The organism is Prevotella sp. AM34-19LB (assembly GCF_003468525.1).
GTDB lineage: Bacteria > Bacteroidota > Bacteroidia > Bacteroidales > Bacteroidaceae > Prevotella.
In genome coordinates this window covers 22,071-47,057 of the sequence record NZ_QSIG01000016.1, presented here as the reverse complement: position 1 = coordinate 47,057, position 24,987 = coordinate 22,071, and the positions used below count along the sequence as shown (strand labels likewise).

Here is a 24,987-nt window from a genome sequence, read left to right as displayed (position 1 = left end):
AGTCGTAACTTTGCGCTTACAATATTAAAATTATAGTATAATGGTGCATTCATTAAAAATCCTAGATAAAGATTACAAACAGTGGGTTAAACAAATTGCTGTTCGTTATCGTGGAAGCCAAATAAAAGCAGCGATAAAGGTTAATACCGAGCAACTGCGATTTTATTGGCAACTTGGAAAGGATATAGTTGAAATGAAAGTTGAGGAACGATGGGGCGAATATGTCATCACTCAATTAAGCAAGGATTTGCAAAAACTCTTGCCTGGTGTTGAAGGACTTTCCATTACAAACCTTAGATATTGCCGCCGCTTTTATTTGCTTTATTCTCAGCAATATATAATTCACCCCCAGGTTGGGGGCGAAATAGAGAATGGGTCTTTGAAGAATGTATACTCCCAAACTGAGGATGTTTTTCAAATACCTTGGGGACATCATAAAGTCATCATGGATAAAGTGAAAGGTGATGCGAAGAAAGCGTTGTTTTATGTGGCTCAAACCATAGAGAATGGATGGAGTCGCTCTATGCTTTTGAATTGGATAGGGACAGGACTTTATGAACGGCAAGGTAAGGCGTTGAATAACTTTACTCATAGCCTTCCTAAAATCGATAGCGATTTGGCTAAAGAGATAACTAAGGATCCGTATTGTTTTGGTTTTGCAGAAATTACAGGAAAATATAATGAGCGTAAACTTAAAGATGCGTTGCTGAATAATATCTCGGATTTCTTGATAGAGCTGGGTACAGGTTTTGCTTATGTGGGTAAAGAATATCGCTTAGAAATTGGTGATACAGAAAATTTCATAGACTTGTTGTTCTATAATCTTAAACTGCGTTGTTATGTTGTTATAGAGGTTAAAATAGATAAGTTTGAGCCAAAAGACATTGGACAAATCGGTACTTATGTTACGGCTGTCAATCATATTCTCAGAGAGGCCGGAAAGATAATCCAACTATTGCTTACTGATATGTAGAAGTAAGGATAATACTTTGGCACAATATGCCTTAGAGTCAAGTAGTCAGCCGATTGGAATATCTGAATATGAATTGGAAAAGTTTTATCCTGTAAAAGTTGAAGGAACTATTCCAACTATAGCAGAGTTGGAAGCTGCGTTAGATGGTAAATCAATTGAAAAGTATAAATAAGTCTAACCCCCGGCTGTTGTTCTGCAGTCGGGGCTTTTTCTTACCTTTTAGTAAACAGAAATTGACCTTTTTTGCTTTTCTTCCGTACTTTTTAGTATAATTGCTGAAAAGATTTGGTGTTTACGAGTTTTTATTGTACTTTTGTATGCAGTAAGACAAGTAGGTTTAGCAGGGTATGTTTGTACAACTGAGAGCTTATAACAGGTCAACTTTGCGACTCACACCGAACGGTGTGAGTACGTGCATCGAACGAAGTAAGAGCGTGCGGCGTTCGATGTGAGCACGTGCATCGTTCGACGCACGTCGGAAAGTCTTGGAACTTCAAGCTTATATCATTAGTACTTAGCACCTTATAACATACTTGTGATAACAGCTAATAATACTAAACTATGGCAATAAAGTATGAAATCCATTCCATCCATAACTCGAAGGGCGAAGGTGGAGAACAGAAATTTGTCCGGTTGCGTGACCACGAACCGATGACCAGTAAGCAGATGGAGCAGTATATAGAGCAGGCATGCTCGCTTACCAGGGGTGATGTGCAGGCGGTGATGACATCACTTCACGATCTTATCGTGACCGAGCTCTCTCAAGGTGCCCGTTTCTATCTTCCGCAAATAGGCTATCTCTCGCTGTCTGTTACAACGGAGTTGCCGGAAGGTAAATCCATGGATAAGGTGACGGGTAATAATATCCGCTTGCGTAACATCAACTTCAAACCTACTGCCGAATTGTTGAACGAGGTGGCTAGACAGGTAAGGTTCGAACGCTCTAAATATACCACGAAGTCTCGCAGATACACCGAAGAACAGTTGTGGGATAAGATTGTGGCTTTCATAAAAGAGCATGACTATATTTGTCGGCGCGACATGGAATACCATTTCTCCCTGCGCCAGCAGACTGCCTTGAAATGGTTGAAGCATTTTACGGAGAAAGGACTTCTGGTAAAGAAGGGTGCAAGAAATGCTCCTATCTATTTCCTGGCAAAAGACAATAAAGGCAATGAATACAATAAAGGCAATGAAGACAATGGAATCTCCCTTCACACTAAACGTCTTGAGCCATAGAAGTTTAGCGTAGCTGTGAAAGGAGAAATGAAAATGGAAATTAAAATTAATACCTGATAAAAATGAATAATTTGATCACTAAAACTTGGAAACCGCTGCTGTCGTTGCTCTTCGGCGTGGCTGTAGTGATATTTTGGGCAGTGCCATTCGTAGGCGGGCTCTGCTTTCAGGAACAGTATCAGATGTTTCTCTTTGATGCCAACTATTTCCTGGAGCGCATTGTGCTGCCGGGAGGATTAGCCGACTATATCAGCGAATTCCTGGTACAGTTCTACTATATGCCAGTATTGGGTGGTGCCTTCATCGGACTGCTCCTGATAGGCATTCAGACTGTCGTATGGGAACTGATGAAGCAATATGGAGCCAAGCATGATTTCCCGGGCTATCTCCTGAGTTTCCTTCCAGGCATCGCCCTGTGGTGCGCCATGGGCGACCAGAACATCCTGCTTTCTTTTGTGGTTGCACTTTTCGGAGCTCTGCTGATGGGATGGATTCACAACCGATTCCACAACCGGTTGGTAAAGGTGGTGTTCGAACTGGTAAGCACGGCATTGGTTTATTGGTTCCTGGGTCCGGTGGTATTCCTTTATGCCGCCCTGATGATAGGTGATACGCTGAAGAATGCGCAACAGAAGGACAGTATCCTTTCCGGAATAGGCTATTCAGTCTGCATCCTTGTGCTTACCATAGCTTGGATCCTGCTGAGCACGCAGACGCTGCAGTATCCAATGCACCGCATCTTTGCCGGACTCAATTATTATCGTTATCCGGGTGTCGTATCTCCGTTGCCTTTTGTTGTGATGGTATGGGCTGTTGTGATTCCTTTTCTGGGGATGATTCCATGCCACCGGAAATCCTTGCAGAAGTTGCAGCAATCCAAAGTGGTCATAGTGTTGAGCTATGTATTGGTGATTGTGGCTTCATGGTTCGGCATCAAGGCTTCTTTTGATGCAATGACCTACGACCTGATAGATTATGATTTCCTGGTTCGCACCGAACAGTGGGATAAGATTATAGAGAAGGCAGAGAAGAAGCCGGCTACCACACCGCTCAGTGTATCGTGTGTGAATCTTGCCTTGAGCCAGAAAGGTGTTCTTGCCGATCGTCTTTTCGAGTTCTATCAGAATGGAGGCGAGGGCTTGTTTCCTACCTTTACCCGCGATATGATTTCGCCAGTATCTACTGCCGAAATCTTCTTCCGTCTGGGTATGGTGAATGATGCCGAAAGATATATGTTCGAGGCGCAGGAGGCGATACCTAATTATCGCAAGAGTGCCCGTCTGACCCGCAGGATTATAGAGTGCGAAATCATCAACGGTAATTACAAGGTAGCAGCCAAGCTGCTCCGCCGACTGCAGAAGACGCTCTTCTATAGCAACTGGGCGAACCAGACCATGGCGCTGCTGGGTAATGAGAAGGCTATCAACCGGCATCCTATCTATGGCAAGCTGCGCAAGTATCGCGAAAAGAAGCAGGACTTCCTCTTCAGCGACCGGGAGATGGACCAGATGCTGGGCTTGCTCTTCCTGAATGATAACCATAACAGGATGGCATACGAATATCTGATGTGCTACGAACTCCTGCAGCGCAATATGGAGAAGTTCGTGCAGTACTATCCGCTGGGCAGATTCGTGGGCTACAATCATATTCCACGTTCCTTCCAGGAAATTCTCATCGGCAACTGGATGAAGACGCATAGCGATCCACGTACCATCCCATATAGTGTGGATGCACAGAACGTGAACAATACGCTCAACTTCATTCAGCTCTATATGCAGAATCCGAAGAATCCTCAGCTTGATCAGCAGCCGTATGTATCTAATGCCTGGCACTATGTGATGGTGCAGGGGGTTGATGAGGCTTCTAAGAAGAAGGAGGGAATGAAAGAGGTTTATTAGAATGTAGAATGATAATACTGGAATGATATGAAAACAATCAAATATCTGTTGTGTGTTCTGTTGGTTGTGATGGGGATGGCTACTCTCGATTCCTGTTGCTATCCTTCACCATGGAGTGAGGCAAAAGAAATCAAACAATTGCCTGAAATCTTCCCTGATTACATCGGGGTTACAGTTCCTGTCAACATCGCTCCGCTTAATTTCAATATGACGGATGACGATGTAGATGAAATGTTAGTGAGTGTGGCAGGATCGAAGACCATCGAGGAAATCTCTTCTTTCGGAAAAGAGTATGCGGACTTTGATGTAGAGGAGTGGCACGACTTCTTGAGAAAAAATAAGGGCGGAAAACTCACCGTCTCTGTGTTTGTATTGAAAAATGGTGAAAGGTTCAAGTATCAGGACTTCGATATATATGTCAGCCCCTACGAGTTAAAGGACTGGGGCTTGACTTATCGTCGCATCGCTCCTGGTTATGAGGTATATGGCAAGTTGGGCATCTATCAGCGCAACTTGAGTAATTTCGAGGAAACGGCAATCCTTGAGAATACCGCAGCACCGGGTGCCTGTCTCAACTGTCATACGGCAAACAGAACCAATCCTGATCAGTTTACCTTCCATGTGCGTGGTGACCATGGCGCAACCTTGGTTTCTCAGAACGGCAAGCGGGAGTGGCTGAAGGCGAAGAATGATTCCCTGAAGGGTTCGATGGTTTATCCTTATTGGCATCCATCGGGCAAGTATTGCGCCTACAGTACCAATACCACCCATCAGAGTTTCCATGCCGTGAAGGATGAGCGAATTGAAGTTTTCGACCAGGCATCGGATGTCTTTGTCTATGAACCTGCAACCCATGAACTGATATTGGATTCTCTCCTGATGACGAAAGACCATTACGAGACTTATCCGGTATTCTCACCAGATGGCAAGACGCTCTATTTCTGCTCTTCTACGGCAGAGCCTATCCCAAGCGGTTACAAGGATATCAAGTATAATATCTGCAAGATAGGTTTCGATGCCGCTACGGGTAAGTTTGGCAACAAGGTGGATACCATTTTCAATGCCCGTGAACTGGGCAAGAGTGCCACCCATCCCCGTCCTTCGTATGATGGCAGGTATATCATGTTTACGATGAGCGATTATGGCTGTTTCCCTATCTGGCACAAGGAAGCGGACAACTGGCTGCTGGATTTGAAGACGGGACAGGCTCGACCTATGACAGCTGCCAATAGCAGGAATACAGATAGCTGGCACAACTGGAGTAGGGATTCCCATTGGTTTGTCTTTACATCTCGCTGTGGTGACGGTCTCTATACCCGTCTTTATCTTGCCTGCATCGATGACAAGGGCAATGTAAGCAAGCCGTTCCTTTTGCCTCAGCGCAATCCGAAGAAGTACTACGACGAGTTGCTGGATTCCTATAATACCCCAGATTTCACTTCGAAGCCAATAGAGCTGGATGCCCGTGCGGCAGGAAATGAAATCATGAGTGATAAGAGGATTCCGACAAAGGTTAGATAACGGAATCTTTATAATTCCTTATTCTGTAGAACATGATTCCTTCTCAGCAATGCATTCCATTTCTATCAACCAGCCTGGTCGGCATACTTTAGCCTCCACGATGATGCGGGGAATCTGGGGATAAAACTGCTGCATCAGTCTATCTATGTGTGGTAGTCGGAGATGTCGCGCAGATAGATGATGAAATATTGGATATCATTCATCGTAGCATCGCCATCTTTCAGCAGGGCGCCGATGTTCTCAAGCAGTCTGCCGGTCTGGCGCACGATGTCTCCTTCATAGACCACATCTCCATGCTTGTCGATACTGGCTGTACCGGAGATGAAGTATTGTTGCTTGAACAGCTGGCTTCCTTCTGGATGGAGAGTATGGGTAGGTAGCGTAAGCCGGGTTCCTCTTTCGAAGGCTACGCCATATTCATGGGTAGGATTCAGATGATCGAGTGCCTGAAGATACTTCTTGTCCTCTTCCTTGATATGGGGGATGGTGAGGAAGTCGATGGCTACAGCTGCGTGGCGTACTGGGGTGGCGCCACCGATACCCGTGCTGGCGATGTAGTGGGTGTCGGCAGTCAATCCTTCTTGGTCGAAGATGTCATTGCGGCTTCTACTACGCCTTGATAGTTTACATCTATATTGGTGACGTATATCCAAGTGCGAACCAGGTTACGTTCCATAGTCATATCCGTACCTTCGATAGTCTGCAGATATTTATTGAAGAGAAAATGGGTCTGCTCGTACGAATCCTTTCCCTTAGCCTCCTCCTCTGTGAGGCGAAGACTATGGAATAAGATAGGGGTAGCATCATCCGTAGTCTTGATCAGCAGGCTCACTTTGCTGCCATTCAGTGGAGTCTGTTCTACGATAGTGAGTTTTGCGTCTTTCAGAAACTCCTGATAAAGGAGAGATTCCTCAAACTCTTTTATCTGGTTCTGGGAGTCGCTGAGGAATACCTTACAATATTGCAAGGTACGATTTTCCAGTTTCTCTGTATCGAGAATGTTACCTAGTTTTAGATACAGAAAGTTAAGGCGATCATTGAAAGAACCCTTAGCTTCTGGTGATAGTATTATGTATTTGTCCATCTTGTTTTTCTTTTTTCGCCAGCAAAGGTACGGATAATATCTGAGATATAAGAATATAGACAGGATGAAAAGATAAAAATACCGAGATATGGGGATAGGATTAGGCTGGATAGAACGAAAAAGAGGGAAGTAAAGGCTTGTTTTCCTTTACTTCCCCCTATCTTTTTCTTATTTCCTGCTTTAGAGTGATTCGAGCATACGCTTGATGACAACCTCGGCTGAAATCTCACGGTTGGCTGCCTCTGGAATCACCAGACTGTTCTTGCTCTCGATGACATCATCGGTAACAATCAGACCGCGGCGAACAGGCAGACAGTGCATGAAGCAGCCATCATTGGTCCAGCTCATGTGCTCCTCGTCGATGGTCCAACTCATATCCTTGCTCAGAATCTCACCATACTGTGCTGGGTCTTTCACACCCGGACAGCTCCAGTTCTTGGCGTAAACGAAGTCTGCACCTTCCAGCGCCTTCTTCTGGTCGTACTCCACCTTGGCATTGCCCACAAACTTAGGGTCGAGTTCATAGCCCTCAGGGTGAGTAACCACGAAATCAACATCGGCTGCGTTCATCCACTGGGCGAATGAGTTCGGAACAGCCTGAGGCAAGGCACGGCAATGAGGAGCCCAGGTCAGGACTACCTTAGGACGAGCCACCTTCTTATGCTCCTCTATGGTGATGAGGTCGGCGAATGCCTGGAGTGGGTGAACGGTAGCTGTCTCCATAGCGAAGACTGGGCGACCGCTGTACTTTACGAACTGGTTGACGATGGTTTCGGCATAATCGTAGTCGCGGTCTTTCAGATCGGCAAAGCTGCGCACACCGATAAGGTCGCTGAAGCTTCCCATCACTGGAATTGCCTCCAGCAGGTGTTCACTCTTGTCGCCATCCATGATAACGCCACGCTCTGTCTCCAGTTTCCATGCACCGGCGTTCACATCGAGCACGATCACATTCATGCCCAGGTTCATCGCAGCCTTCTGTGTACTCAGTCGGGTGCGGAGACTGTTATTGAAGAATATCATCAGCAAGGTTTTGTTCTTGCCTAACTCCTGATAACCGAAACGGTTTGCTTTCACTTCCTGTGCCTCGGCGAGTGCTGCTTTCAAGTCGCCAAGGTCTTCAACATTAAAGAATGTCTTCATTGTTATTTCGTTTTTTATTTGTTATTTCTAATATATATTGCTCTTGAATCTTTCTTCTTGAATCTTGATGTTTGCAGAGCTTGCATGCAAACCTTGCAAACATGGCAGAAACTAAGACTTGGTACGGAGAGGATACGGAGCGGGTCTTGTTAGGCTCTTGTCTGTCCCTGACCAGTAATCAACCACTTGTAGGTGGTTATCTCTTCTAGCGCCATTGGTCCGCGGGCTCCGAGCTTCTGGGTACTGATGCCAATCTCTGCGCCCAATCCGAACTGTGCACCATCGGTAAAGCTGGTAGGGGCGTTTACATAAACGCAGGCTGCATCTACCAATGCCTGGAACTTCTTCTGGGCAGCTTCGTTGTTGGAAACGATGCTCTCGCTGTGTCCGCTTCCGTAGGTAGCAATATGGTCGAGCGCCTCATCTTCTGAAGCGACGGTCTTGATACCCATCTGCATGCTGAGCCATTCGGTGTTCCAGATGCTCTTCATATTAGTATCTGCTTCTGTTGAGTCTGCGGATTTGCAATCCGCAGTCAGCAAACCTGCCTTCTTCATCTTCGCTTCGCTTTCCTCTGCCTTATATAATAAGGTATCAGGATAGTGTCCCTTTAAAGCCTCATAAGCCTTGGCATCTGCATGAATCTTGGTTTGCTTCTCGGCGAGACCCTCGCAGAGAGCAGGGAGGTCGCTTAATCTGCTTTCATGAATCAGCAGACAGTCGAGTGCATTGCATACGCTCACTCTTCTGCATTTGGCATTGGTGATGATGCGCTTGCCCATCTCCAGGTCGCCATCCTTGTCGAAGTAGCAGTGTACCACGCCGGCTCCGGTCTCTATAACCGGTACTTTGGCAGTATCACGCACGAAGTTGATGAGCTTCTTTCCGCCACGAGGAATACAGAGGTCGATATAGCCCACGGCATTCAGCATTTCGCCGGTAGCCTCATGGGTAGCAGGGAGGAGAGTTGCCACATCAGGATTGATTCCATACTTTATCAACACTTTGTGGATAAGTTCGATACTTGCTGTATTAGAGCTGTTTGCGTCCTTTCCACCTTTCAGTACGCAAGCATTTCCGCTCTTGAAACAGAGTGAAAAAACATCGTAGGTCACGTTAGGACGTGCTTCATAAATCATGCCGATAACTCCGAATGGAACGGCAACCCGCTGCAGGTGCAAACCATTTTCTAGCGTCTTGTCTTTGAGAACTCTTCCGAGCGGTGAGGGCAGGGTACTGACGTGTCTCATATCCGAAGCGATATCCACGAGTCGCTGCTCTGTGAGTTGCAATCGGTCGTAGAGCGGGTTTGTTTTGTCCATCTTCGCCAAGTCTTCTGCGTTCGCTGCAAGGAGCGCAGGAGTCTCTGCGATGATAGCGTCAGCCACCGCCTTTAGCACTTCGTTACGTTGTTCGTCGCTGAGCAAGCCCAGTGTCTTGCTGGCTACCTTCACTTTTTGGAAAGTCTCTTTCAGTTCCATTTGCTATTTCCTTTCTTATTTGATGATAAGATATTTGGTAATGTGTTATGAGTTTCCTCTTAACAACGGCAAAGGTAAGCATAAATATTGAAAATTGCAAACTTTATGCAAGAAAAAGTGATGATTTTATAGATAAATGGATAGTTATACGAAAATGAGATACAAAAAGGTCAGACAGCGTCTGACTTTTTGTAATGGTTCCTTCTAATTATTCTGATACTGCCAGAAGAATTACTCTTTATCGTTTTCTTTAGGATGAGCCATTAGATACAGTTCTTTCTGTCGTTCGATTTCTCTTCTCAAGTCTTCCTTGTCTGGCAGGTATAACTTGTATTTTGCTGCGAACATCTGGTCGTTTTTGGCGAGGGTAGAGTATCGTGCCACATCCGAATCGGTCTCGGTACAAAGGATGATGCCGATGGTAGGGTTGTCGTCTGGTCCTTTCTTCATCTTGTCGTACATCTGAAGATACATATCCATCTGTCCTACATCCTGGTAAGTGATGCGATTTACCTTCAAATCGACCAAAATAAATGATTTGATGAGGTAATTATAGAATACCAAGTCGATATAGTAGTCGTTTTCCTCGGTTCGGATATGTTGCTGGCGAGCCACAAGCGCATATCCCTTTCCCATTTCCATCAAGAATTTCTCTAGGTTGTTGATGATGGCTGTCTCCAGTTTTGATTCTGCAAGGGAGGTGTCTTCCGGTAATCCAAGGAATTCCAAGACAACTGGTGATTTGATGTATTCGAGTTTGTCTTGCTGATAAGCCTTTGTCTTGTCTTGCATCTCGTCAACGACAGGTTGCTTCTTCTTTGACATAAGAAGACGTTCATAATATAAGGTGTTGATATTGCGGTTGAGGGTTCGGTAACTCCAACCTTCGTTGAACGCTTCCTTTGCATACCATTCACGAGCTTGTTTATCTTCTACACGGATGAGACGCTCGTAGTGGGTCCAAGGAAGGATATTCAAATTTGTAAAGTGAGTTTGATACTCCTCTTTTACAAGTGCGGTAAATATAGCAGGCACTGCCTGCTGTTTTTGTTTTCCAATTGGGCAGGCACTGCCTGCCCAATTCCTAAATCCGGAAAAAAGTTATAGAAACGTCTGTAACTCTTTATGTTAGTCTTGGAGAATCCCTTCCCGAATTCCTCCGTAAGAGCAGCCGAAGCGACCTCTATCACATGCTTTCCGTATTCAGCACGTGATGCTCCGTTCTGTTCTTGTTCCACGATACGTTGTCCTATTCTCCAGTTTCTTTCCACCAGAGAATAATTGACGGCAGCAAATGCTTTGCTGCGAGCCTTGCTGACGATGGAGCGCAAGTCGTTGACGAGCATGTTGTCTTCATCGTTATATTTCTTACCGGGTTCTTTCATAATGCTACTGATTTTAGCTGTTATTCCTTCCATTCTTTAGTGCAACATCAAGGTCTTTGTTTCAGCCTCTCTGTCGCAGAAATACTCGGGACTTTCATAACCTTGGCAGATGAAAGGATTTGCTAATTTCTTGTTACTTAGTTTTATACGCCATTACATCTTTAGTGTTACAACTTTATTGTAATGGCAAAGATACAACTATTTATTGAATATGCAAAAGAAAAAAGCAGAAAGTTGAGGAATATTCTCAATTTCCTGCCATTTCATTTGCCCGTTTCCTTTTCTTTTTGTATTTTTGCCCCTCTAAACATTATATTATACTATATAACTTGATAAAATGATACGACTTATGGGCAATATAAAGACGATATTGGCAGGCTTGTCCTTGACGATGGCTGTGGGGATGCCGGCAGTGGCGAGTGATGAACTTACAATGGTGGTAGGAACCTATACCGACCAGAGTACTTCGGATGGAATGTATGTTTATCGTTTCAACCAACGAACGGGGAAATCGCAATTGGTGGGCGATGTGCAGGCTGGCAACCCTTCGTTTCTCCTGATGAATCATGATGCAAATCGGGTTTATGCCGTGAGCGAATATGATGATGGGCGACAAGGGCTCGGGGCTTTCGTTCTTAATAAGAAAGAGGGAACGATGACTCCTCTTGGTTATCAGAAGTGTGGAACAAAGGCTACTCGACCTGAAAACAAGATGCCAGGTGCAGCACCATGCAATGTGATGCTGTATTGCGGAAATGTGGTGACATCCAATTATAATGGGGGTGATATTTCCGTATTCCCAATCAAGGAAGATGGAAGTGTGGCTCCAGAATCGCAATATTTCGATATGCATCGAGAGGGGAGCGGCGTGGTATCGCATATCCATTGCTGCCAGATGACTCCTGATCATCAATATATGCTTGCCAATGATTTGGGGAACGACTGTATCTGGCGCTTCCAGGTTGATGATGGCAAGGAATTTTTATCTAATCCTGTTCTTGCCTATCAGGCACCTAAAGGAACGGGACCACGCCATCTTGTATTCAACTCAAAAGGCAATGTGGCTTACCTGATAGGAGAACTGGATGGTACGGTAACCGTATTGGGATATAACAAGGGTACATTGCAGGAGTTGCAGCGCATACAGGCTTCGAAGACCCGTACGCTTGGAAGTGCTGATATTCATCTGTCTCCTGACGGTCGCTTTCTCTATGCATCCCATCGGTTAACCGATGAGGCATCTCGGTATTTGCCGTAGATAAGAAATCGGGGCTGCTCACAAAGAATGGCTTCCAACCCACAGCTGCCCATCCTCGCAATTTCGCCATCACGCCTAACGGACAGTTCATGCTTGTGGCGTGTCGTGACAGTCATGTGATTCAGGTTTTCAAACTCAATAAGAAAACTGGAATGATGGTTGATACGAAGCAGGATATAAAGGTTGGAAAACCTGTCTGCGTGCAGTTTGCCAATTAATACGCTTTGGGGCTTACCAGGCACTTGCTCTGGTTAGCCTATCACATTGCATAGTCGGTTGATGGCTGCATCAAAAGTGGTGAGGTCTTTGGCTCGCTTTCTGATGGCTGTCTTGTAATTATAGATGGTTTGCGTAGAATAGAACAGGAGGGTGGCCAGTTCCTGACCATCCGTAATTCCTAGTCGCATCAGTGCATAGATACGCAGTTCCTTGGTGAGACTGTTAGGGGCAGGGAGAACAATCTGCTTTTCAGGCAACAGCAGTTGGTTGAACTCTTCCACGAAATTCGGATACAAGTCAATGAATGCCTTGTCGAAGCGAATATAGAAGTTGGCTGCCTCTTCTTCTGCCAGCTTGTAGCTGTTGATGGCAGTCAGAAGATCGGCAGTTTGCTTTGCCTTGATTTTGCGGCTTACCAGTTTGCGATAATCATCCAGTTTCTTGATATATACGGCACTGATGTCCATGAATAAATGCATATAAGTTTCTCTTCGCTTATTGGTGTTGAGCAGCTTCTGGTTCAGTTCGTCCAAGAGTGTATTTTGGCTTTTTATCTCCCTACGGCTCTTGGCCAGACGCTTGTTCATCTTGAATGCAAAGAAAGCCATGGCAAGGAATCCTAGCGACAGAATACTCACGATGACGAGGGATGCTGTTACGATGCGGTTCTTGCGTACTTCTGCCTGATGGTTCGTTTCTGTGATAAGGGGAAGTATGCGGGAAATCTCAACCATGCGGAGACGGTTGTTGTAGAATTGGGCATCCTCCATGGAGCAATAGATGTATTTGGAAGCCCTCTTTGCATAGGAGGCATCCTTATTATATAGATAGGTGGAAAGTTCCTGAAGGGCAAGATTCTCCTTCAGGGGGCATATCTGGTCTGAGATGGCTGCTTCTACAATATACTTTTCATATAAATCCTTTTGGTCGGTATCATAATAATAGCGGGCAATGCAATATGCCGAAGAGGCATGTACACGGCTGTTCAGGGGACTGGCTGAAAGCGCCTTCATGTAGAACTGAAGCGTCTTTTTGCTAGTACGCTGCTTTAGAAATTCAAACTCTCCTGAAAGATAGTAATAAAGAGCGGATTCCTTGTTGCCGATATGCTCAAGAGTCTTGCCTAAATAAAAACGTTTCTTGGCTAACAATCCTTCTTGAAATTCCGACTTGTTGCAAAAAGTTTCCCAATAGTTATATACCCAAGTCAAGGTATAATAATAGTATTGCAATAACTTAGGTGACATTTTCTCCACATCCATTGCGAGCATTAAGTCTTCTGCCTGGCTGTAGAAACCGCCTGTTGACAGCACTGCCGCGCGATTGATTTTATTCAGGTTGACGAAATAATCATCCTGAAGTTGTGCTGCCAGCTGGTTGCCCTTCTTGGCGTATGTCATGGCAGAGTCGTAACGGTAGGTATAATACTCCCTGTAGATTTGGTTATAGAGACTAAGCTGGCTGCGCTTGTCGGAAGTCGTGTATAGTTGCTTTTTGAGTCTTAGCAGTTTCGCTTCTTTTCTTTGGGTAAACTTGCTTCGCTGAGCGATGTAACTGTCTAAACGATGGAACAGCTGTTCCTCGTTTACGGAAGAAGCACTTGCCAGCAATGGCATAAGCATCATAAAGAACCACAATACTACTTTCATAACTATTCTTTTAATTGTTATTGTTACTATCAGATAGGCTATTAGAGTGCCTTATAATTGTATTTTTCTGCAAAGATACTACTTTTATTCCTCTTTTTATTATCTACTCTATTAAAAAGTATTAATATCTTTGGTAGCTTGATTATTAATAGGTTATGAACTTAATAAACCTGGCATTTATCTACTCGTAACCTACACATGATGCCAATGTCTGAAAAATCTCCTTAACTTTGCAACCGCAATCGAATCGCATTCGATGGCAAGTGAAATCATGACAAAATAAGAATAAACAACTGTAAGATTATGAACTTAAGAATCCGTACATTTTCTATGGCTTTGGTAGCGATGTCTGCTGCAAGCCAAGTGTATGCACTTCCTTCTGACGATTCTGAAAACAAGGAGAAAAAGGAAGAGCGTAATGTGATGCTCAACGCATCTGATGCCAACAAGCCTCGTGAAATCCAGATAGGATTGCCAAGCGAGGATGTAACCGTATATGAGAACGGTCTTCCTGCCGTTTACTCTTCTTCCGTACATAAACTCTCTGCCCATTGGCGAAGCGATGCCTCACTGAAAGGTACCGACTTGATGACTCCATCTGAGTCTGCCATTGCTACGGGTAATATTGCGTACGCAGTTTCTTCTTTCAGCGAGTTGGGACAGAAAGAGTTCAAGGGCAAGCTTAACTATAAGGCAAACCATTTTGGTATGCAGAATGTAGATCTCAACCTGTCTGGTGGAATTGGTGACAATTGGCTTTATACTGCCAGTATGTATCAGAATTTCGATCCTGGTAGTTTCAAGCTTCGCTTTACTGATTATGCCGACCGTACCCAACTTTATCATTTCGGTATCACACGTATCTTGAATGATGGAAAGGGACGTGTCTCCTTATTATATAAGTATTCCAACAGCAAGAACCCTGGCAATTTTGCCAATGCAGCCCCATTTATCTATTCTGGCGACGGCAGTATCAAGAAGATTGATGGCTTTGACCCTGGTATGGACTCATACGTGCAGCGTCAAGGTTCTTTCCAATACTTGAATACAAAGTCAGGAAAGATGGAGACATGGAATATGAGCGATGGCAGTGAGAATCATGCCAATGAGATTGCCTCATCAGCCAGTATCAGTTTGATAATGGATGGTTGTGGAAATTCAACGCCAAGTATATGAATGCTCCACGTGCCAATTATGTAGATTACGGAGGAAGTACCATCTCTCAGGTGAGCGAGGCTGATGGCTACCAACTTTCTGATGGGTCTGCCTACAGTGGCTATATAGAAGGCCGTCGCACCTGGTTGCATGTTGGTAAGGTGAGCAATGCGCTTTTGACTACCGAAATCTCCAAGCAGTTGAACAACCATAAGTTAATGATTGGTTTGAACGAGTGGTATTACCATCTCAATTACTATTCATCTTCGTTCCAGTGGGCAGGCACCGTAGAAGCTTATCCTCGCACATTGAGCCAGATGTATGTCAATCCGCTTGATCCTACACAGACAGCCCGCCGTTCTGAGACTTTCGGTTATAATGAGTTGAGTCCTGAATACACCAAGGGATCAGAGAACAAGTTGGCACTCTACTTTACCGACGATTGGAAGGTAAGTCCTAAGTTCAAGGTGTTCTATGGTGGTAGATTGGAGTACTACCGCATGTCTGCCGATCAGATTTCTACTCCACGTTTCTCAGGATTCCATATGGGTAACTATCATACATACGCCACTGCTGCTGATGGTTCTGTTGTTGCTACCGAGCACAGCATCGGAGCAAAGAACGTAACCAAGGATAAATTGAATTATGCAGCCACCTTGCAGTTGACGTATAACCTTACCCGCCAGTTTGGTTTGACAACCGATGCTACCATCGCCACCCGTTTCCCACGCATCAGCGAGTATGCAGGAACAGGTCCTACCGAGGAGCAGTATAAGCGAGTAACCATCCCACTGATTCGTGGCGGTATTTTCTACAAGAATGATTGGATTGACCTTTCTTCAATGGTGACCTACATATCAAAGTCGAACAATATCGACCAGCAGAATCTTACCAAGCCTGGCACTACAGAGGGCAAGACGGTGCTGCTCATCTATAATATCCAGACTTTGGGTTGGACAACCTCGGCAGAAATCAATCCGTTCAAGAACTTCCACATGCATGCACTCTTCACCTATCAGAAGCCGGTGTATAAGAACTATAATGCGAGCGTAACGTTCAGTGATGGTCAGTCTATGGGTGTGAATGCCAACAACATGATAGTTAAGGAGATTCCTCAGGTTCTTATTGAGTTGGACCCTAGATACGACATCACCAAGAATCTGAATGCCTGGTTGAGCTTCCGTTACTTCGGCAAGACTTATGCCAACCTTCAGGAAGCACTCTATTTCAATGGTCACTGGGAGACTTTCGGTGGAATCAACTGGAATGTGAACAAGAAGCTGAGCCTTGGTGTGAGTGTCATCAATATCTTTAACGAGAAGGGTGCCAAGGGTACCATTAGTGGCTCTGAACTGATTACCAAGCAGGAAGCCGGAAAATATAATGGCAAGTACATGAGTGGTAGCTATCTCCGTCCGTTCACGGTGGAATTCTCCGCAGGAATCAAATTCTAAGATAATAAGACAATGAGATAATAACAAAAGTTTTATAGCGTTTAATTATAACAAAGCAATCACATAAAAACCAAAGAACGATGAAAAAGGTATTTATGATTATCGCAGCGATGTGCATGACATCTATCATGGCATCTGCTCAAAAGACCATCCGAGTGTCAACAGACAAGACCGACCTCGTGATGCAAGTTTCTCCTAAGGGTCGCCTCTACCAAGTGTATCTGGGTGACAAGTTGAAGAATCCTTCAGATTACAATCATCTGAAGTGGGATGTATATGCGGCTTCTGATGGTGCCGTCTGCCAGCGAGGACATGAGGTTTATGCAACCTCTGGTGCAGAAGATTTCTTCGAGCCAGCAGTGGCAGTGACCCATGCGGATGGTAACATGACCACCTATTTGTATTATCAGTCTTCTGAAGAAAAGGCTATCAGTGGAGGTGTTGAGACCATCATCACTCTTAAGGACAAGGTATATCCGCTGACCGTGAAGCTCCACTATGCTGCTTATCCTAAGGAGAACGTCATCAAGGCGTGGAGCGAAATTTCTCATAAGGAGAAAGCTCCGGTTACGCTTTGGAGATATAGCTCTACAATGCTTTATTTTAAGGCAAACAAGTATTTCGTTACCAATTATCATAGCGACTGGGCTAAGGAAGGCCAGCCTGAGACTTGCCAGTTGACTGCTGGTAAGAAGATAGTTGATACCAAGTTGGGTACCCGTGCAGCCATGCAGGAGGAGCCTTTCTTTGAACTGGGATTCGATGAGCCTGCCAAGGAAAATGAGGGCAAGGTGATGCTTGGAACCATCGGATGGCCTGGCAACTTCCGCTTTACCTTCGAGGTAGATAACGTGGGAGCCCTTCGTGTTATCCCTGCCATCAATCCATACGCCTCTAACTATAAGCTGAAGGCTGGTGAGACGTTCACTACCCCTGAGTTTATCTTTGCCATGAGCGATAATGGTATCGGTGAGGCTTCCCGTAATTTGCACAATTGGGCTCGCCAGTATCAGGTAAACATGGGTATGGAAGATCGCCTTACGCTCTTGAACAACTGGGAGAATACCGGATTCGACTTCAACCAGCAGAGTCTTGCTGAGTTGATGAAGGATGCCAAGGACCTGGGTGTAGATATGTTCTTGCTTGATGATGGTTGGTTTGCCAACAAGTATCCTCGTAAGGACGACCATGCAGGTCTCGGCGACTGGGAGGCAACCAAGAGCAAGCTGCCTGATGGAATACCTGGATTGGTAAGAGATGCCAAGAAGGCTGGTGTAAAGTTTGGTATTTGGATTGAGCCAGAGATGGTGAATCCTAAGAGCGAACTCTTTGAGAAGCATCCCGACTGGGTGATTATGCAGCCAAAGCGTGATACTTATTATTACCGCAACCAGCTGGTACTTGATATCAGTAATCCTAAGGTGCAGGATTATGTGTTCGGCATCGTGGATCGTATTATGACGGAGAATCCGGATGTGGCTTACTTCAAGTGGGACTGCAACAGTGTGATTACCAATATCTATTCTCCATATCATAAGGAGAATCAGGGTAATTTCTATATCGATCATGTGCGTGGTATCTACAAGGTGCTTACTCGTATTCATAACAAGTATCCTAAGTTGCCGATGATGCTCTGTTCTGGTGGTGGTGGCAGAATGGATTACGAGATGCTTAAGTATTTCACTGAATTCTGGTGTTCAGACGATACGGATCCATACGAGCGTCTCTACATCCAGTGGAGCCTGTCAAAGTTCTTCCCAGCCAAGACCATGGGTTCGCATGTAACTAACTGGAACAAGAATACCAGTGTGAAGTTCCGCACCGATGTTTGCAGTTCATGTAAGTTGGGCTTTGATATCGACCTCAAGTCGCTTTCTGGTGATGACTATAAGTTTGTGCAGAATGCTGTTAAGAACTACGATAGTATGAAGCCGATGATTCTTGAGGGTGACCAGTATCGCCTGGTTTCTCCATACGAAGGCAACCACTGTGCCATTAACTATGTAAGTAAGGACAAGCAGCGTGCCGTTCTCTTTGCTTATGACTTGCATCCACGCTACAAGGAGCCTCTGATGAATGTGAAGATGCAGGGATTGGATGCCGATAAGGTTTATACCGTAAAGGAGACTAATCTGATGCCTGGTAAGGAATCTGATTTGGAGTGCAATGGCAAGCAGTATAGTGGTGACTATCTGATGAAAGTCGGTTTGAATGTATTCAGCCAGACAGATGGAACGAGCCATGTATTGGTATTAGAATAACGTATCAACTATTCATAATGAAAACGAAAAGCAGCAAAGTCTATAAATAGGCTTGCTGCTTTTTTAGGTTTCTGTATTTCTTATCCCTGATGATTTTACTTGTTTAGCGGTCTTGCCACAAACTCAGTATGAAGAGTCTCCATCGGATGTTCCTTCAGATTGATGAGAATGTTTGGCGTGTTGCCGTTGGCGATGATTACCTTGATGCCGGCATTGGCTACGTCGTGGGCGGTCTTTACCTTTGATGTCATACCGCCTCTGCCGTGACTACTCTTGCTGGCAAGGATATACTCGCTGATGTCGCGGTCGTAATAAACCGATGGGATGATGCGGGTGGTTGGCTCGCTTGGGTCGCCATTGTAGATGCCATCCACATTGCTTAACAGAATCAAAGTGTCGGCATTCATCATCTTGGCAATCAAGCCAGACAACTCATCGTTATCCGTAAACATCAGCTCGGTAATGCATACGGTATCGTTCTCGTTGACGATAGGGAGTACGTTGTTTTCCAGCATCACCTGCATGCAGGCTTCCTGGTTCTTATACTGCTCCTCGGCACCGAAATTCTCCTTCATGGTCAATACCTGACCTATCTTGATCTTGTATTCGCGGAAAAGGTTGTAATAGAGACCTACGAGTTTTACCTGTCCGATAGCAGAGAACAACTGGCGTTGCTCCACGCTGTCCAGATGGTGGTCAACGTGCAGTTCGGCTCTTCCGGCAGCCACGGCACCAGAAGATACCAGAATCACCTCATAATCGTGCTTTCTGAGCCAGACAATCTGGTCCACAATTGCCGACATCCTCGTTACATCCAGTTTTCCGTCTTCTCGTGTCAGCACGTTGCTGCCCACCTTTACTACGATTCTTTTTCCCATTTTATGCTGATATTTAGTTGGAGCAAGGATTCTGTTTTTTCAAATCCTTTGCTCCAACAATCATTATTTCTTTTTATTGTCTTTTTCTCGAATCTCTACTCTTCGAATCTTACCGGAGATGGTCTTTGGCAATTCATCTACGAATTCGATGATGCGAGGATATTTGTAAGGAGCAGTCTCATGCTTCACATGATTCTGCAGCTTCTTGATGAGGTCTGGACCTGCCATACTCTTGTATTCATCCTTCAATACGACGGTTGCCTTGACAACCATGCCGCGGATTGGGTCTGGCACACCGGTGATGGCGCACTCTACTACGGCAGGGTGAGTCATCAGGCATTCTCTACCTCGAAAGGACCGATGCGGTAGCCAGAACTCTTGATCACGTCATCGATTCTTCCCTCAAACCAGAAGTAGCCTTCCTCATCACGCCAAGCCATATCGCCTGTGTGATAGTAACCATCGTGCCAAACCGATTTGGTCTGCTTTTCATCACGATAGTAATATTTGAAGAGACCGATAGGCTTGTTGTCGCCGATGCGGATGCAAATTTCGCCCTTTTCACCATCCTCGCATTCCGTCATGTCTGGGCGGAGGATGTGAACATCATATTGTGGGTTTGGCTTGCCCATGCTTCCTGGCTTTGGCTTGATCCAAGGGAAGGTTCCGAGTGTCATCGTAGTCTCAGTCTGTCCAAAGCCCTCGTAAATCTGAACACCTGTCAGCTTCTGGAAGGTTTCTGCCACGGATGGGTTCATAGCCTCACCCGCAGTGGTGCAGTATTCAAGACTGCTGAGGTCATATTTAGAGAAATCCTCCTGAATCATGAAGCGGTAGATAGTAGGAGGGGCACAGAAAGAGGTGATGTGATACTTCTCAATCTGGCGCATGATCTTATCAGCAGTAAACTTCTCGTGATCGAAGACGAAGACGGTGGCTCCGGCAAACCATTGTCCGTAGAGCTTGCCCCATACAGCCTTGCCCCAACCGGTATCGGCTACGGTAAGATGGATGGAGTTCTCATGGAGATTGTGCCAATATACACCCGTGGTCAGATGACCGAGAGCATAGAGGTGATCGTGTGCTACCATCTTTGGCTCGCCAGTGGTTCCAGATGTGAAGTACATCAGCAGGGTATCCTCATTAGAGTTTACATGTTCTGGGCGAACAAAAGGAGCACATTCGTTCCATTCCTTCATCCAGTCGTGGAAACCTTCCGGGATATCTGGACCGATACTGATTAAAGTCTTGACTGTAGGACTCTCTGGTATTGCCTCGTTAATCTGCTCTACCACGTAATCATCGCCGCAGCAGATAATCGCCTTTACGCTTGCTGCATTGTTGCGGTAAATGATGTCGTGCTTGGTAAGCATGTGGGTGGCAGGGATGGCTACGGCGCCCAACTTGTGGAGGCCTAGCATGGCGAGCCACCACTGATAGTGACGCTTCAGAATCAGCATCACCTTATCATCGTGACCGATACCGAGACTCTGGAAGTAAGCGGCAGCCTTGTCGCTCTGCTCCTTCAGGTCCTTGTATGTGAAACGGATTTCCTCACCTCGTTCGCTTGCCCAAAGCAGCGCCACGTGGTCTGGTTTGATCTTTGCCCATTCGTCCATCACGTCGTAGGCGAAGTTGAAATCTTCTGGTATGATAAACTCCAGATGCTCCTTGAAGTCTTGCTCTGAAGTGAATTTTGTCTGTTTAAGAAATCTCTCAATCATAGTTACTCTTCTAAATAATGATATAAGGAAACTTAAATGATGATGCAAAGGAACTTGGCAGACTCACCGTTGAGTGAGCGGAAGCAGTGTGACTTCTTGCTGTCAAAGTAGATGCTGTCGCCCGGGTTCAGCACCATCACCTTCTCTTCGATGGTAACTTCCAGCTGTCCCTCAATCACATAATCATATTCCTGTCCGTCGTGTCCGTTCTTATTTGGCTTCTTGTCGCCTGGCAACGGATCCACCTGTACCATAAATGGATTCACCTTTCTATCCTTGAATCCTACGGCAAGGCTCTGGTATTTATACTGGTTGTTGCGGTCTATCTCCGGTCCCTGTCCCTTGCGGGTAACGTAGTATCCCTTCATGCGAGGTTCCTCGCCGAAGAGCAATACGTCAAGGTCGATGCCGTATCGCTTGGAAATTTTTGAAAGTCGATACACAGAAGGGTCGGCTTCTCCCGACTCAATCTTGAGATAGTGATCAAGACTGATTTCGCAAAGTTCAGCCACCTCCTCAGCCGGGATGTTGAGAACCTCACGGAGACCTTTCAGTCTTTCACCGATTTGCTTAATTGCTTCGTCCATAATCGAATATTTTATTGGTTGTTTTATCTTTTTCCTGCCAGCAAACCATTGATGACTGCGCTAGTAAAGCCGCCCTGTTCCATGGTGTTGAGGCCCTTGATGGTGCAGCCACCAGGAGTAGTAACCTTATCAATGGCAGCCTCTGGGTGTTCGCCAGTTTCCTGAAGCAGCTCTACGGCACCCTTGATGGTCTGCAAGACAATCTTCTGGGCATCCTTAGCCTTGAAGCCCATCTCTACGCCGCCTTCCACATTGGCTCTTACATAGCGCATGGCGTAAGCGATGGCACACGACATAGCGGTGGCAGCAGGGAAGAGGCGTTCTTCCATGATGAGGCTTTCGCCCAATTCATCGAAGATTTCTGTAATTTGCTGGGTTTCTGTGGCAGATGCATCTACAGGAGTGATGAAGGTCATCGACTGCTTGTAGGCGATGGCGATGTTTGGCATCACGAGGAAGAAGGTTGGGGTGATACCATCCTTATCCAGCCACTCCTTGATGTTGGCTGATGGCACACCGGCTGCTACCACTACGAGTTTCTGATTCTTGTAGTTGAGTGCATCCTTGATACCCTTCAATGTCTTCTCCACGCACCATGGTTTTACTACCACGCATACGATGTCTGCGCCGTGGCAAGCCAACTGGTTGTCGAGAGTTACGCTGGCTCCTTCGCTTGCGAAGTGATCCAATACTGGTTGGTTATGGTCTGATACCGTAATATCTGATGGAGTGAACTTCTCGCTCTGCAAGAGTCCTTCAGCCATAGCACCGCCCATAGCACCTGCTCCGATAATTGTTATTTTCATTGTCGTCTTATAGTTAAAATGCAATTACGGTGCAAAGATACTACTTTTATCTGAAAATAGCGTGTCTATAGACGATTTTTTAAGAAAGTACGCTTGTTTACTGACGATATTCTAAGAATTTCGCTAGTTTACTCCCATTCTGGAAGTATCCACGTCCTTGGTCGTCTTCTCCTTGCCTATTGCCTTTAACCACAATGCTCCATTTGTCATTATCGGAAGCCACTCTGGGCAAGAAGTTGGCATTTGATATGATGAGATATTCTTCCATACTGATAAGTTTGGTGCAAAGGTAAGCAAAATATTTAAAAAGTATGGCTGGAGGTAGCGTGTTTTTTGTGAACCTGCGGATTCGTTTTGTGGAGAATGCTGCTAACAACTCAGTACCCCTATGAGCAAGAGTAGTTACAATTATTATTTCATTTTTATCCTATCCCCTTTTTATTCTCCTAGCTATGTAAATAATATTCAAGAAAGAGTAAAACAAGAAGAAACACCCATAAAATGGGGAAAGAAGGGATTGAAAATTTTCCCTTAAGGATATTTGTATTTTTCCTTAAGGGAAAATATTTTTTTCCTTAAGGGAAATAAAATCTTCCCTTAAGAGATATTTTCGCTATATCTTAATCTGTAAAGTTATTTGGCCTGTACGTTTGGAAATACTCAATACGACCTGAGCCAACGGTCACCGACCGAAGGGAAAGGTAAAGGGCAGAAGCAAGGTTTGGGCTTTCAGCCCGTTTCAACCGTACAGTTAGAATTTATTTATGACTACTAAAGCTGTGATTTCTCCCTTCTCATATCACCAGCCTTCCCATTTTTTTTGCGAAGGCAGAGGAAGCAATTTTCTGTCGTTTCTCTGTCATGTTCGTAAGTGAAGAACGAAGAGTGAGGAATTCATTAGTTACTCTTGCGTTGTCTCTTCCTGTTGGCAAAGGTAATAACTTTTTTAAAAAACGCCAAGAGCGACAGCCAAAAATGTATCGGCTGCCGCTCTGTTATTTGCTTTTGACATTTGCTTGCTCAATTAATCTTTTTTTCTTTTTCCTCACTAAATGCCTTTATCTCATCAGTAAGGACTTTCTGTAATTTCTCTTTCGGTACTATCAGCTGATAGTCTGCCACTCCGATAGGTTTTCCCATATCTTCAAGTGCAAGTTCCACCTCTACACGGTCTTTTTCCGCACAAAGTATGATTCCTATGGAACGGTTCTCGTTTGCACCACGTTCAAGACGGTCAAGCAGAGACAGATAATAGTTCATCTTGCCTGCATACTCTGGTTTGAAAGCCCCTATTTTTAAGTCAACAGCAACAAGGCAGCGCAGTCCACGATGGAAAAACAGCATATCTACCTTGCTTTCTTTACCATTGTATTCCAATACATGCTGGTTGCCAATGAAAGTGAAGCCATTACCAAGTTCCATAAGGAAACGGGTGATAGCTTTTACAAGGCGGTCTTCAAGTTCAAGCTCCAAAATAGGACTTGTTACTCCCAAGAAACCAAGATTATAGCTGCTGTTAAACACTTCGTTGGCATACTGCGCTTGTTCGGCAGGAAGAGTACGGTCGAAATTGTTGTCTACTCGTGCCAATGCTTGTGTCTCATACATATTGAGTTTGATGGCATTGAGCAACAAGTCGCGATTCCAACCTTTGGAACGTGTCTCTTGTGCATAGAAAAGCATTGCTGCATCGTCATTGCCAACTTTCTGAAGAAGACGCAATATATGTCCCCAAGGCAAAAGTGCGACAGCTTGTCGCACTTTTATATCTGAGTGACAAAAGCGTTCGTAGAATTTCTTCATATCCCACAGATTTCGTGGTGAAACACCCATCTTTGGATAGCGTTCTTTCAGGTCTGCTGACAACCGTCTTACAACTCTGTCACCATACCCACTTTCAATCTTGCGCTCATGAAGTATTTGACCAATCTCCCAATAAGCGGTAGAGACATAGCCATTAACATGTCGGGCTATTTCTGTCCGAGCATGCTCAATTACTGCGACAGCGTGTCGCAGTATCTCGGCATAATCGCTGTTCTCTATTGAGAACCTGTTGTCTTTATTGTCTGTTGTCATTTTATATGTTTATAAGCCTGTTTAATATTATTTGCCATATTAAGATGCGAATAAGTGCAGCTGTTTTATACACCATTCCAAGGATTACGGCTGCAAATATACACTTTTCCTACGAAATAACCAAGATAAAACTACACTTTTCCTATAAGGGAAACAAAAAAGCAGCAAACCGCAAAGGGCTTGCTGCTCACGATAG

At 45.1% G+C, this 24,987-nt stretch carries 16 protein-coding genes and 4 pseudogenes; 8 read left to right on the top strand and 12 right to left on the bottom strand.

Annotated elements, in window-relative coordinates:
• Nucleotides 1–40: 40 nt before the first annotated feature.
• From DW830_RS06700 to DW830_RS06685, 4 genes and pseudogenes are all read left to right on the top strand, one after another.
• A pseudogene (locus DW830_RS06700) lies at nucleotides 41–1,145 on the top strand (PDDEXK nuclease domain-containing protein).
• 389 nt (nucleotides 1,146–1,534) lie between these two features.
• The gene (locus DW830_RS06695; protein WP_119249360.1) at nucleotides 1,535–2,212 is read left to right on the top strand and encodes a hypothetical protein; all 678 of its coding nucleotides are present in this window, start codon (nucleotides 1,535–1,537) and stop codon (nucleotides 2,210–2,212) included.
• Nucleotides 2,213–2,274: 62 nt separating this feature from the next.
• Entirely contained in the window at nucleotides 2,275–4,110 is a 1,836-nt protein-coding gene (locus tag DW830_RS06690; RefSeq protein WP_119249359.1) for a DUF6057 family protein, read from the top strand.
• A gap of 27 nt (nucleotides 4,111–4,137) precedes the next feature.
• A complete protein-coding gene (locus DW830_RS06685) occupies nucleotides 4,138–5,631 on the top strand; it encodes a TolB family protein (protein ID WP_119249358.1) in 1,494 nt (497 codons plus the stop codon).
• A gap of 143 nt (nucleotides 5,632–5,774) precedes the next feature.
• Here DW830_RS06685 and DW830_RS16415 read toward each other — a convergent pair whose 3' ends face one another.
• The 6 genes from DW830_RS16415 to DW830_RS06660 all read right to left on the bottom strand — a co-directional run bounded on the left by DW830_RS16415 (nucleotide 5,775) and on the right by DW830_RS06660 (nucleotide 10,757).
• Nucleotides 5,775–6,206: a Rid family hydrolase gene (locus DW830_RS16415; RefSeq protein WP_233544415.1), complete on the bottom strand. Its 432-nt coding sequence runs from the start codon at nucleotides 6,204–6,206 to the stop codon at nucleotides 5,775–5,777.
• Entirely contained in the window at nucleotides 6,203–6,715 is a 513-nt protein-coding gene (locus tag DW830_RS16410; RefSeq protein ID WP_233544414.1) for a hypothetical protein, read from the bottom strand. The genes DW830_RS16415 and DW830_RS16410 overlap by 4 nt, the downstream gene beginning before the upstream one ends.
• Before the next feature lie 180 nt (nucleotides 6,716–6,895).
• Nucleotides 6,896–7,858: an acetylornithine carbamoyltransferase gene (locus DW830_RS06675; RefSeq protein ID WP_119249357.1), complete on the bottom strand. Its 963-nt coding sequence runs from the start codon at nucleotides 7,856–7,858 to the stop codon at nucleotides 6,896–6,898.
• Nucleotides 7,859–8,007: 149 nt separating this feature from the next.
• Nucleotides 8,008–9,339 (bottom strand): glutamate-5-semialdehyde dehydrogenase, encoded by a 1,332-nt coding sequence (locus tag DW830_RS06670; protein WP_119249356.1) that lies wholly within the window; start codon nucleotides 9,337–9,339, stop codon nucleotides 8,008–8,010.
• Between the two features lie 231 nt (nucleotides 9,340–9,570).
• Complete coding sequence (locus DW830_RS06665; RefSeq protein WP_410524499.1) at nucleotides 9,571–10,317, bottom strand: PDDEXK nuclease domain-containing protein; 747 nt, start codon at nucleotides 10,315–10,317, stop codon at nucleotides 9,571–9,573.
• A 29-nt stretch (nucleotides 10,318–10,346) separates the two neighbouring features.
• A complete protein-coding gene (locus tag DW830_RS06660; protein WP_119249354.1) occupies nucleotides 10,347–10,757 on the bottom strand; it encodes a DUF1016 N-terminal domain-containing protein in 411 nt (136 codons plus the stop codon).
• A 316-nt stretch (nucleotides 10,758–11,073) separates the two neighbouring features.
• Here DW830_RS06660 and DW830_RS06655 point away from each other — a divergent pair, with 316 nt between their 5' ends.
• Together DW830_RS06655 and DW830_RS17310 are read left to right on the top strand one after the other, a co-directional pair.
• A complete protein-coding gene (locus DW830_RS06655) occupies nucleotides 11,074–11,982 on the top strand; it encodes a lactonase family protein (protein WP_158573453.1) in 909 nt (302 codons plus the stop codon).
• Nucleotides 11,964–12,200 (top strand): lactonase family protein, encoded by a 237-nt coding sequence (locus DW830_RS17310; RefSeq protein WP_119249352.1) that lies wholly within the window; start codon nucleotides 11,964–11,966, stop codon nucleotides 12,198–12,200. The genes DW830_RS06655 and DW830_RS17310 overlap by 19 nt, the downstream gene beginning before the upstream one ends.
• Nucleotides 12,201–12,233: 33 nt before the next feature.
• Here the strand turns inward: DW830_RS17310 and DW830_RS06645 are convergent, their stop codons facing one another.
• The gene (locus DW830_RS06645; protein WP_119249351.1) at nucleotides 12,234–13,850 is read right to left on the bottom strand and encodes a DUF6377 domain-containing protein; all 1,617 of its coding nucleotides are present in this window, start codon (nucleotides 13,848–13,850) and stop codon (nucleotides 12,234–12,236) included.
• 330 nt (nucleotides 13,851–14,180) lie between these two features.
• Here DW830_RS06645 and DW830_RS06640 point away from each other — a divergent pair.
• Both DW830_RS06640 and DW830_RS06635 read left to right on the top strand, forming a co-directional pair.
• A pseudogene (locus DW830_RS06640) lies at nucleotides 14,181–16,459 on the top strand (TonB-dependent receptor).
• 80 nt (nucleotides 16,460–16,539) lie between these two features.
• Nucleotides 16,540–18,720 carry an alpha-galactosidase gene (locus DW830_RS06635; RefSeq protein ID WP_119249350.1) on the top strand — a complete coding sequence of 727 codons (2,181 nt, stop codon included), beginning with the start codon at nucleotides 16,540–16,542 and terminating at the stop codon, nucleotides 18,718–18,720.
• A gap of 107 nt (nucleotides 18,721–18,827) precedes the next feature.
• Here the strand turns inward: DW830_RS06635 and proB are convergent.
• The 5 genes and pseudogenes from proB to DW830_RS06610 all read right to left on the bottom strand — a co-directional run.
• Nucleotides 18,828–19,598 (bottom strand): annotated as a pseudogene (gene proB, locus DW830_RS06630) (glutamate 5-kinase); the annotation flags it as partial.
• A 63-nt stretch (nucleotides 19,599–19,661) separates the two neighbouring features.
• Nucleotides 19,662–21,322, bottom strand: a pseudogene (locus DW830_RS06625) (AMP-binding protein).
• A gap of 32 nt (nucleotides 21,323–21,354) precedes the next feature.
• Nucleotides 21,355–21,909, bottom strand: a complete 555-nt coding sequence (locus DW830_RS06620; protein ID WP_119249349.1) for a helix-turn-helix domain-containing protein — start codon at nucleotides 21,907–21,909, stop codon at nucleotides 21,355–21,357.
• A 23-nt stretch (nucleotides 21,910–21,932) separates the two neighbouring features.
• Nucleotides 21,933–22,715: a pyrroline-5-carboxylate reductase family protein gene (locus tag DW830_RS06615; RefSeq protein ID WP_119249348.1), complete on the bottom strand. Its 783-nt coding sequence runs from the start codon at nucleotides 22,713–22,715 to the stop codon at nucleotides 21,933–21,935.
• A gap of 1,020 nt (nucleotides 22,716–23,735) precedes the next feature.
• On the bottom strand, nucleotides 23,736–24,791 hold the full coding sequence (locus tag DW830_RS06610) for a YhcG family protein (protein WP_117662205.1): 1,056 nt from the start codon (nucleotides 24,789–24,791) through the stop codon (nucleotides 23,736–23,738).
• Nucleotides 24,792–24,987 lie beyond the last annotated feature (196 nt).

Excerpts from the sequence above, each read along its gene's own strand:
- DW830_RS06695 (WP_119249360.1), top strand. The coding sequence starts at position 1,535 with ATGGCAATAAAGTATGAAATCCATTCCATCCATAACTCGAAGGGCGAA.
- DW830_RS06690 (WP_119249359.1), top strand. The coding sequence starts at position 2,275 with ATGAATAATTTGATCACTAAAACTTGGAAACCGCTGCTGTCGTTGCTC.
- DW830_RS06685 (WP_119249358.1), top strand. The coding sequence starts at position 4,138 with ATGAAAACAATCAAATATCTGTTGTGTGTTCTGTTGGTTGTGATGGGG.
- DW830_RS16410 (WP_233544414.1), bottom strand. The coding sequence starts at position 6,715 with ATGGACAAATACATAATACTATCACCAGAAGCTAAGGGTTCTTTCAAT.
- DW830_RS06675 (WP_119249357.1), bottom strand. The coding sequence starts at position 7,858 with ATGAAGACATTCTTTAATGTTGAAGACCTTGGCGACTTGAAAGCAGCA.
- DW830_RS06670 (WP_119249356.1), bottom strand. The coding sequence starts at position 9,339 with ATGGAACTGAAAGAGACTTTCCAAAAAGTGAAGGTAGCCAGCAAGACA.
- DW830_RS06660 (WP_119249354.1), bottom strand. The coding sequence starts at position 10,757 with ATGGAAGGAATAACAGCTAAAATCAGTAGCATTATGAAAGAACCCGGT.
- DW830_RS06655 (WP_158573453.1), top strand. The coding sequence starts at position 11,074 with ATGGGCAATATAAAGACGATATTGGCAGGCTTGTCCTTGACGATGGCT.
- DW830_RS06645 (WP_119249351.1), bottom strand. The coding sequence starts at position 13,850 with ATGAAAGTAGTATTGTGGTTCTTTATGATGCTTATGCCATTGCTGGCA.
- DW830_RS06635 (WP_119249350.1), top strand. The coding sequence starts at position 16,540 with ATGAAAAAGGTATTTATGATTATCGCAGCGATGTGCATGACATCTATC.
- DW830_RS06620 (WP_119249349.1), bottom strand. The coding sequence starts at position 21,909 with ATGGACGAAGCAATTAAGCAAATCGGTGAAAGACTGAAAGGTCTCCGT.
- DW830_RS06615 (WP_119249348.1), bottom strand. The coding sequence starts at position 22,715 with ATGAAAATAACAATTATCGGAGCAGGTGCTATGGGCGGTGCTATGGCT.
- DW830_RS06610 (WP_117662205.1), bottom strand. The coding sequence starts at position 24,791 with ATGACAACAGACAATAAAGACAACAGGTTCTCAATAGAGAACAGCGAT.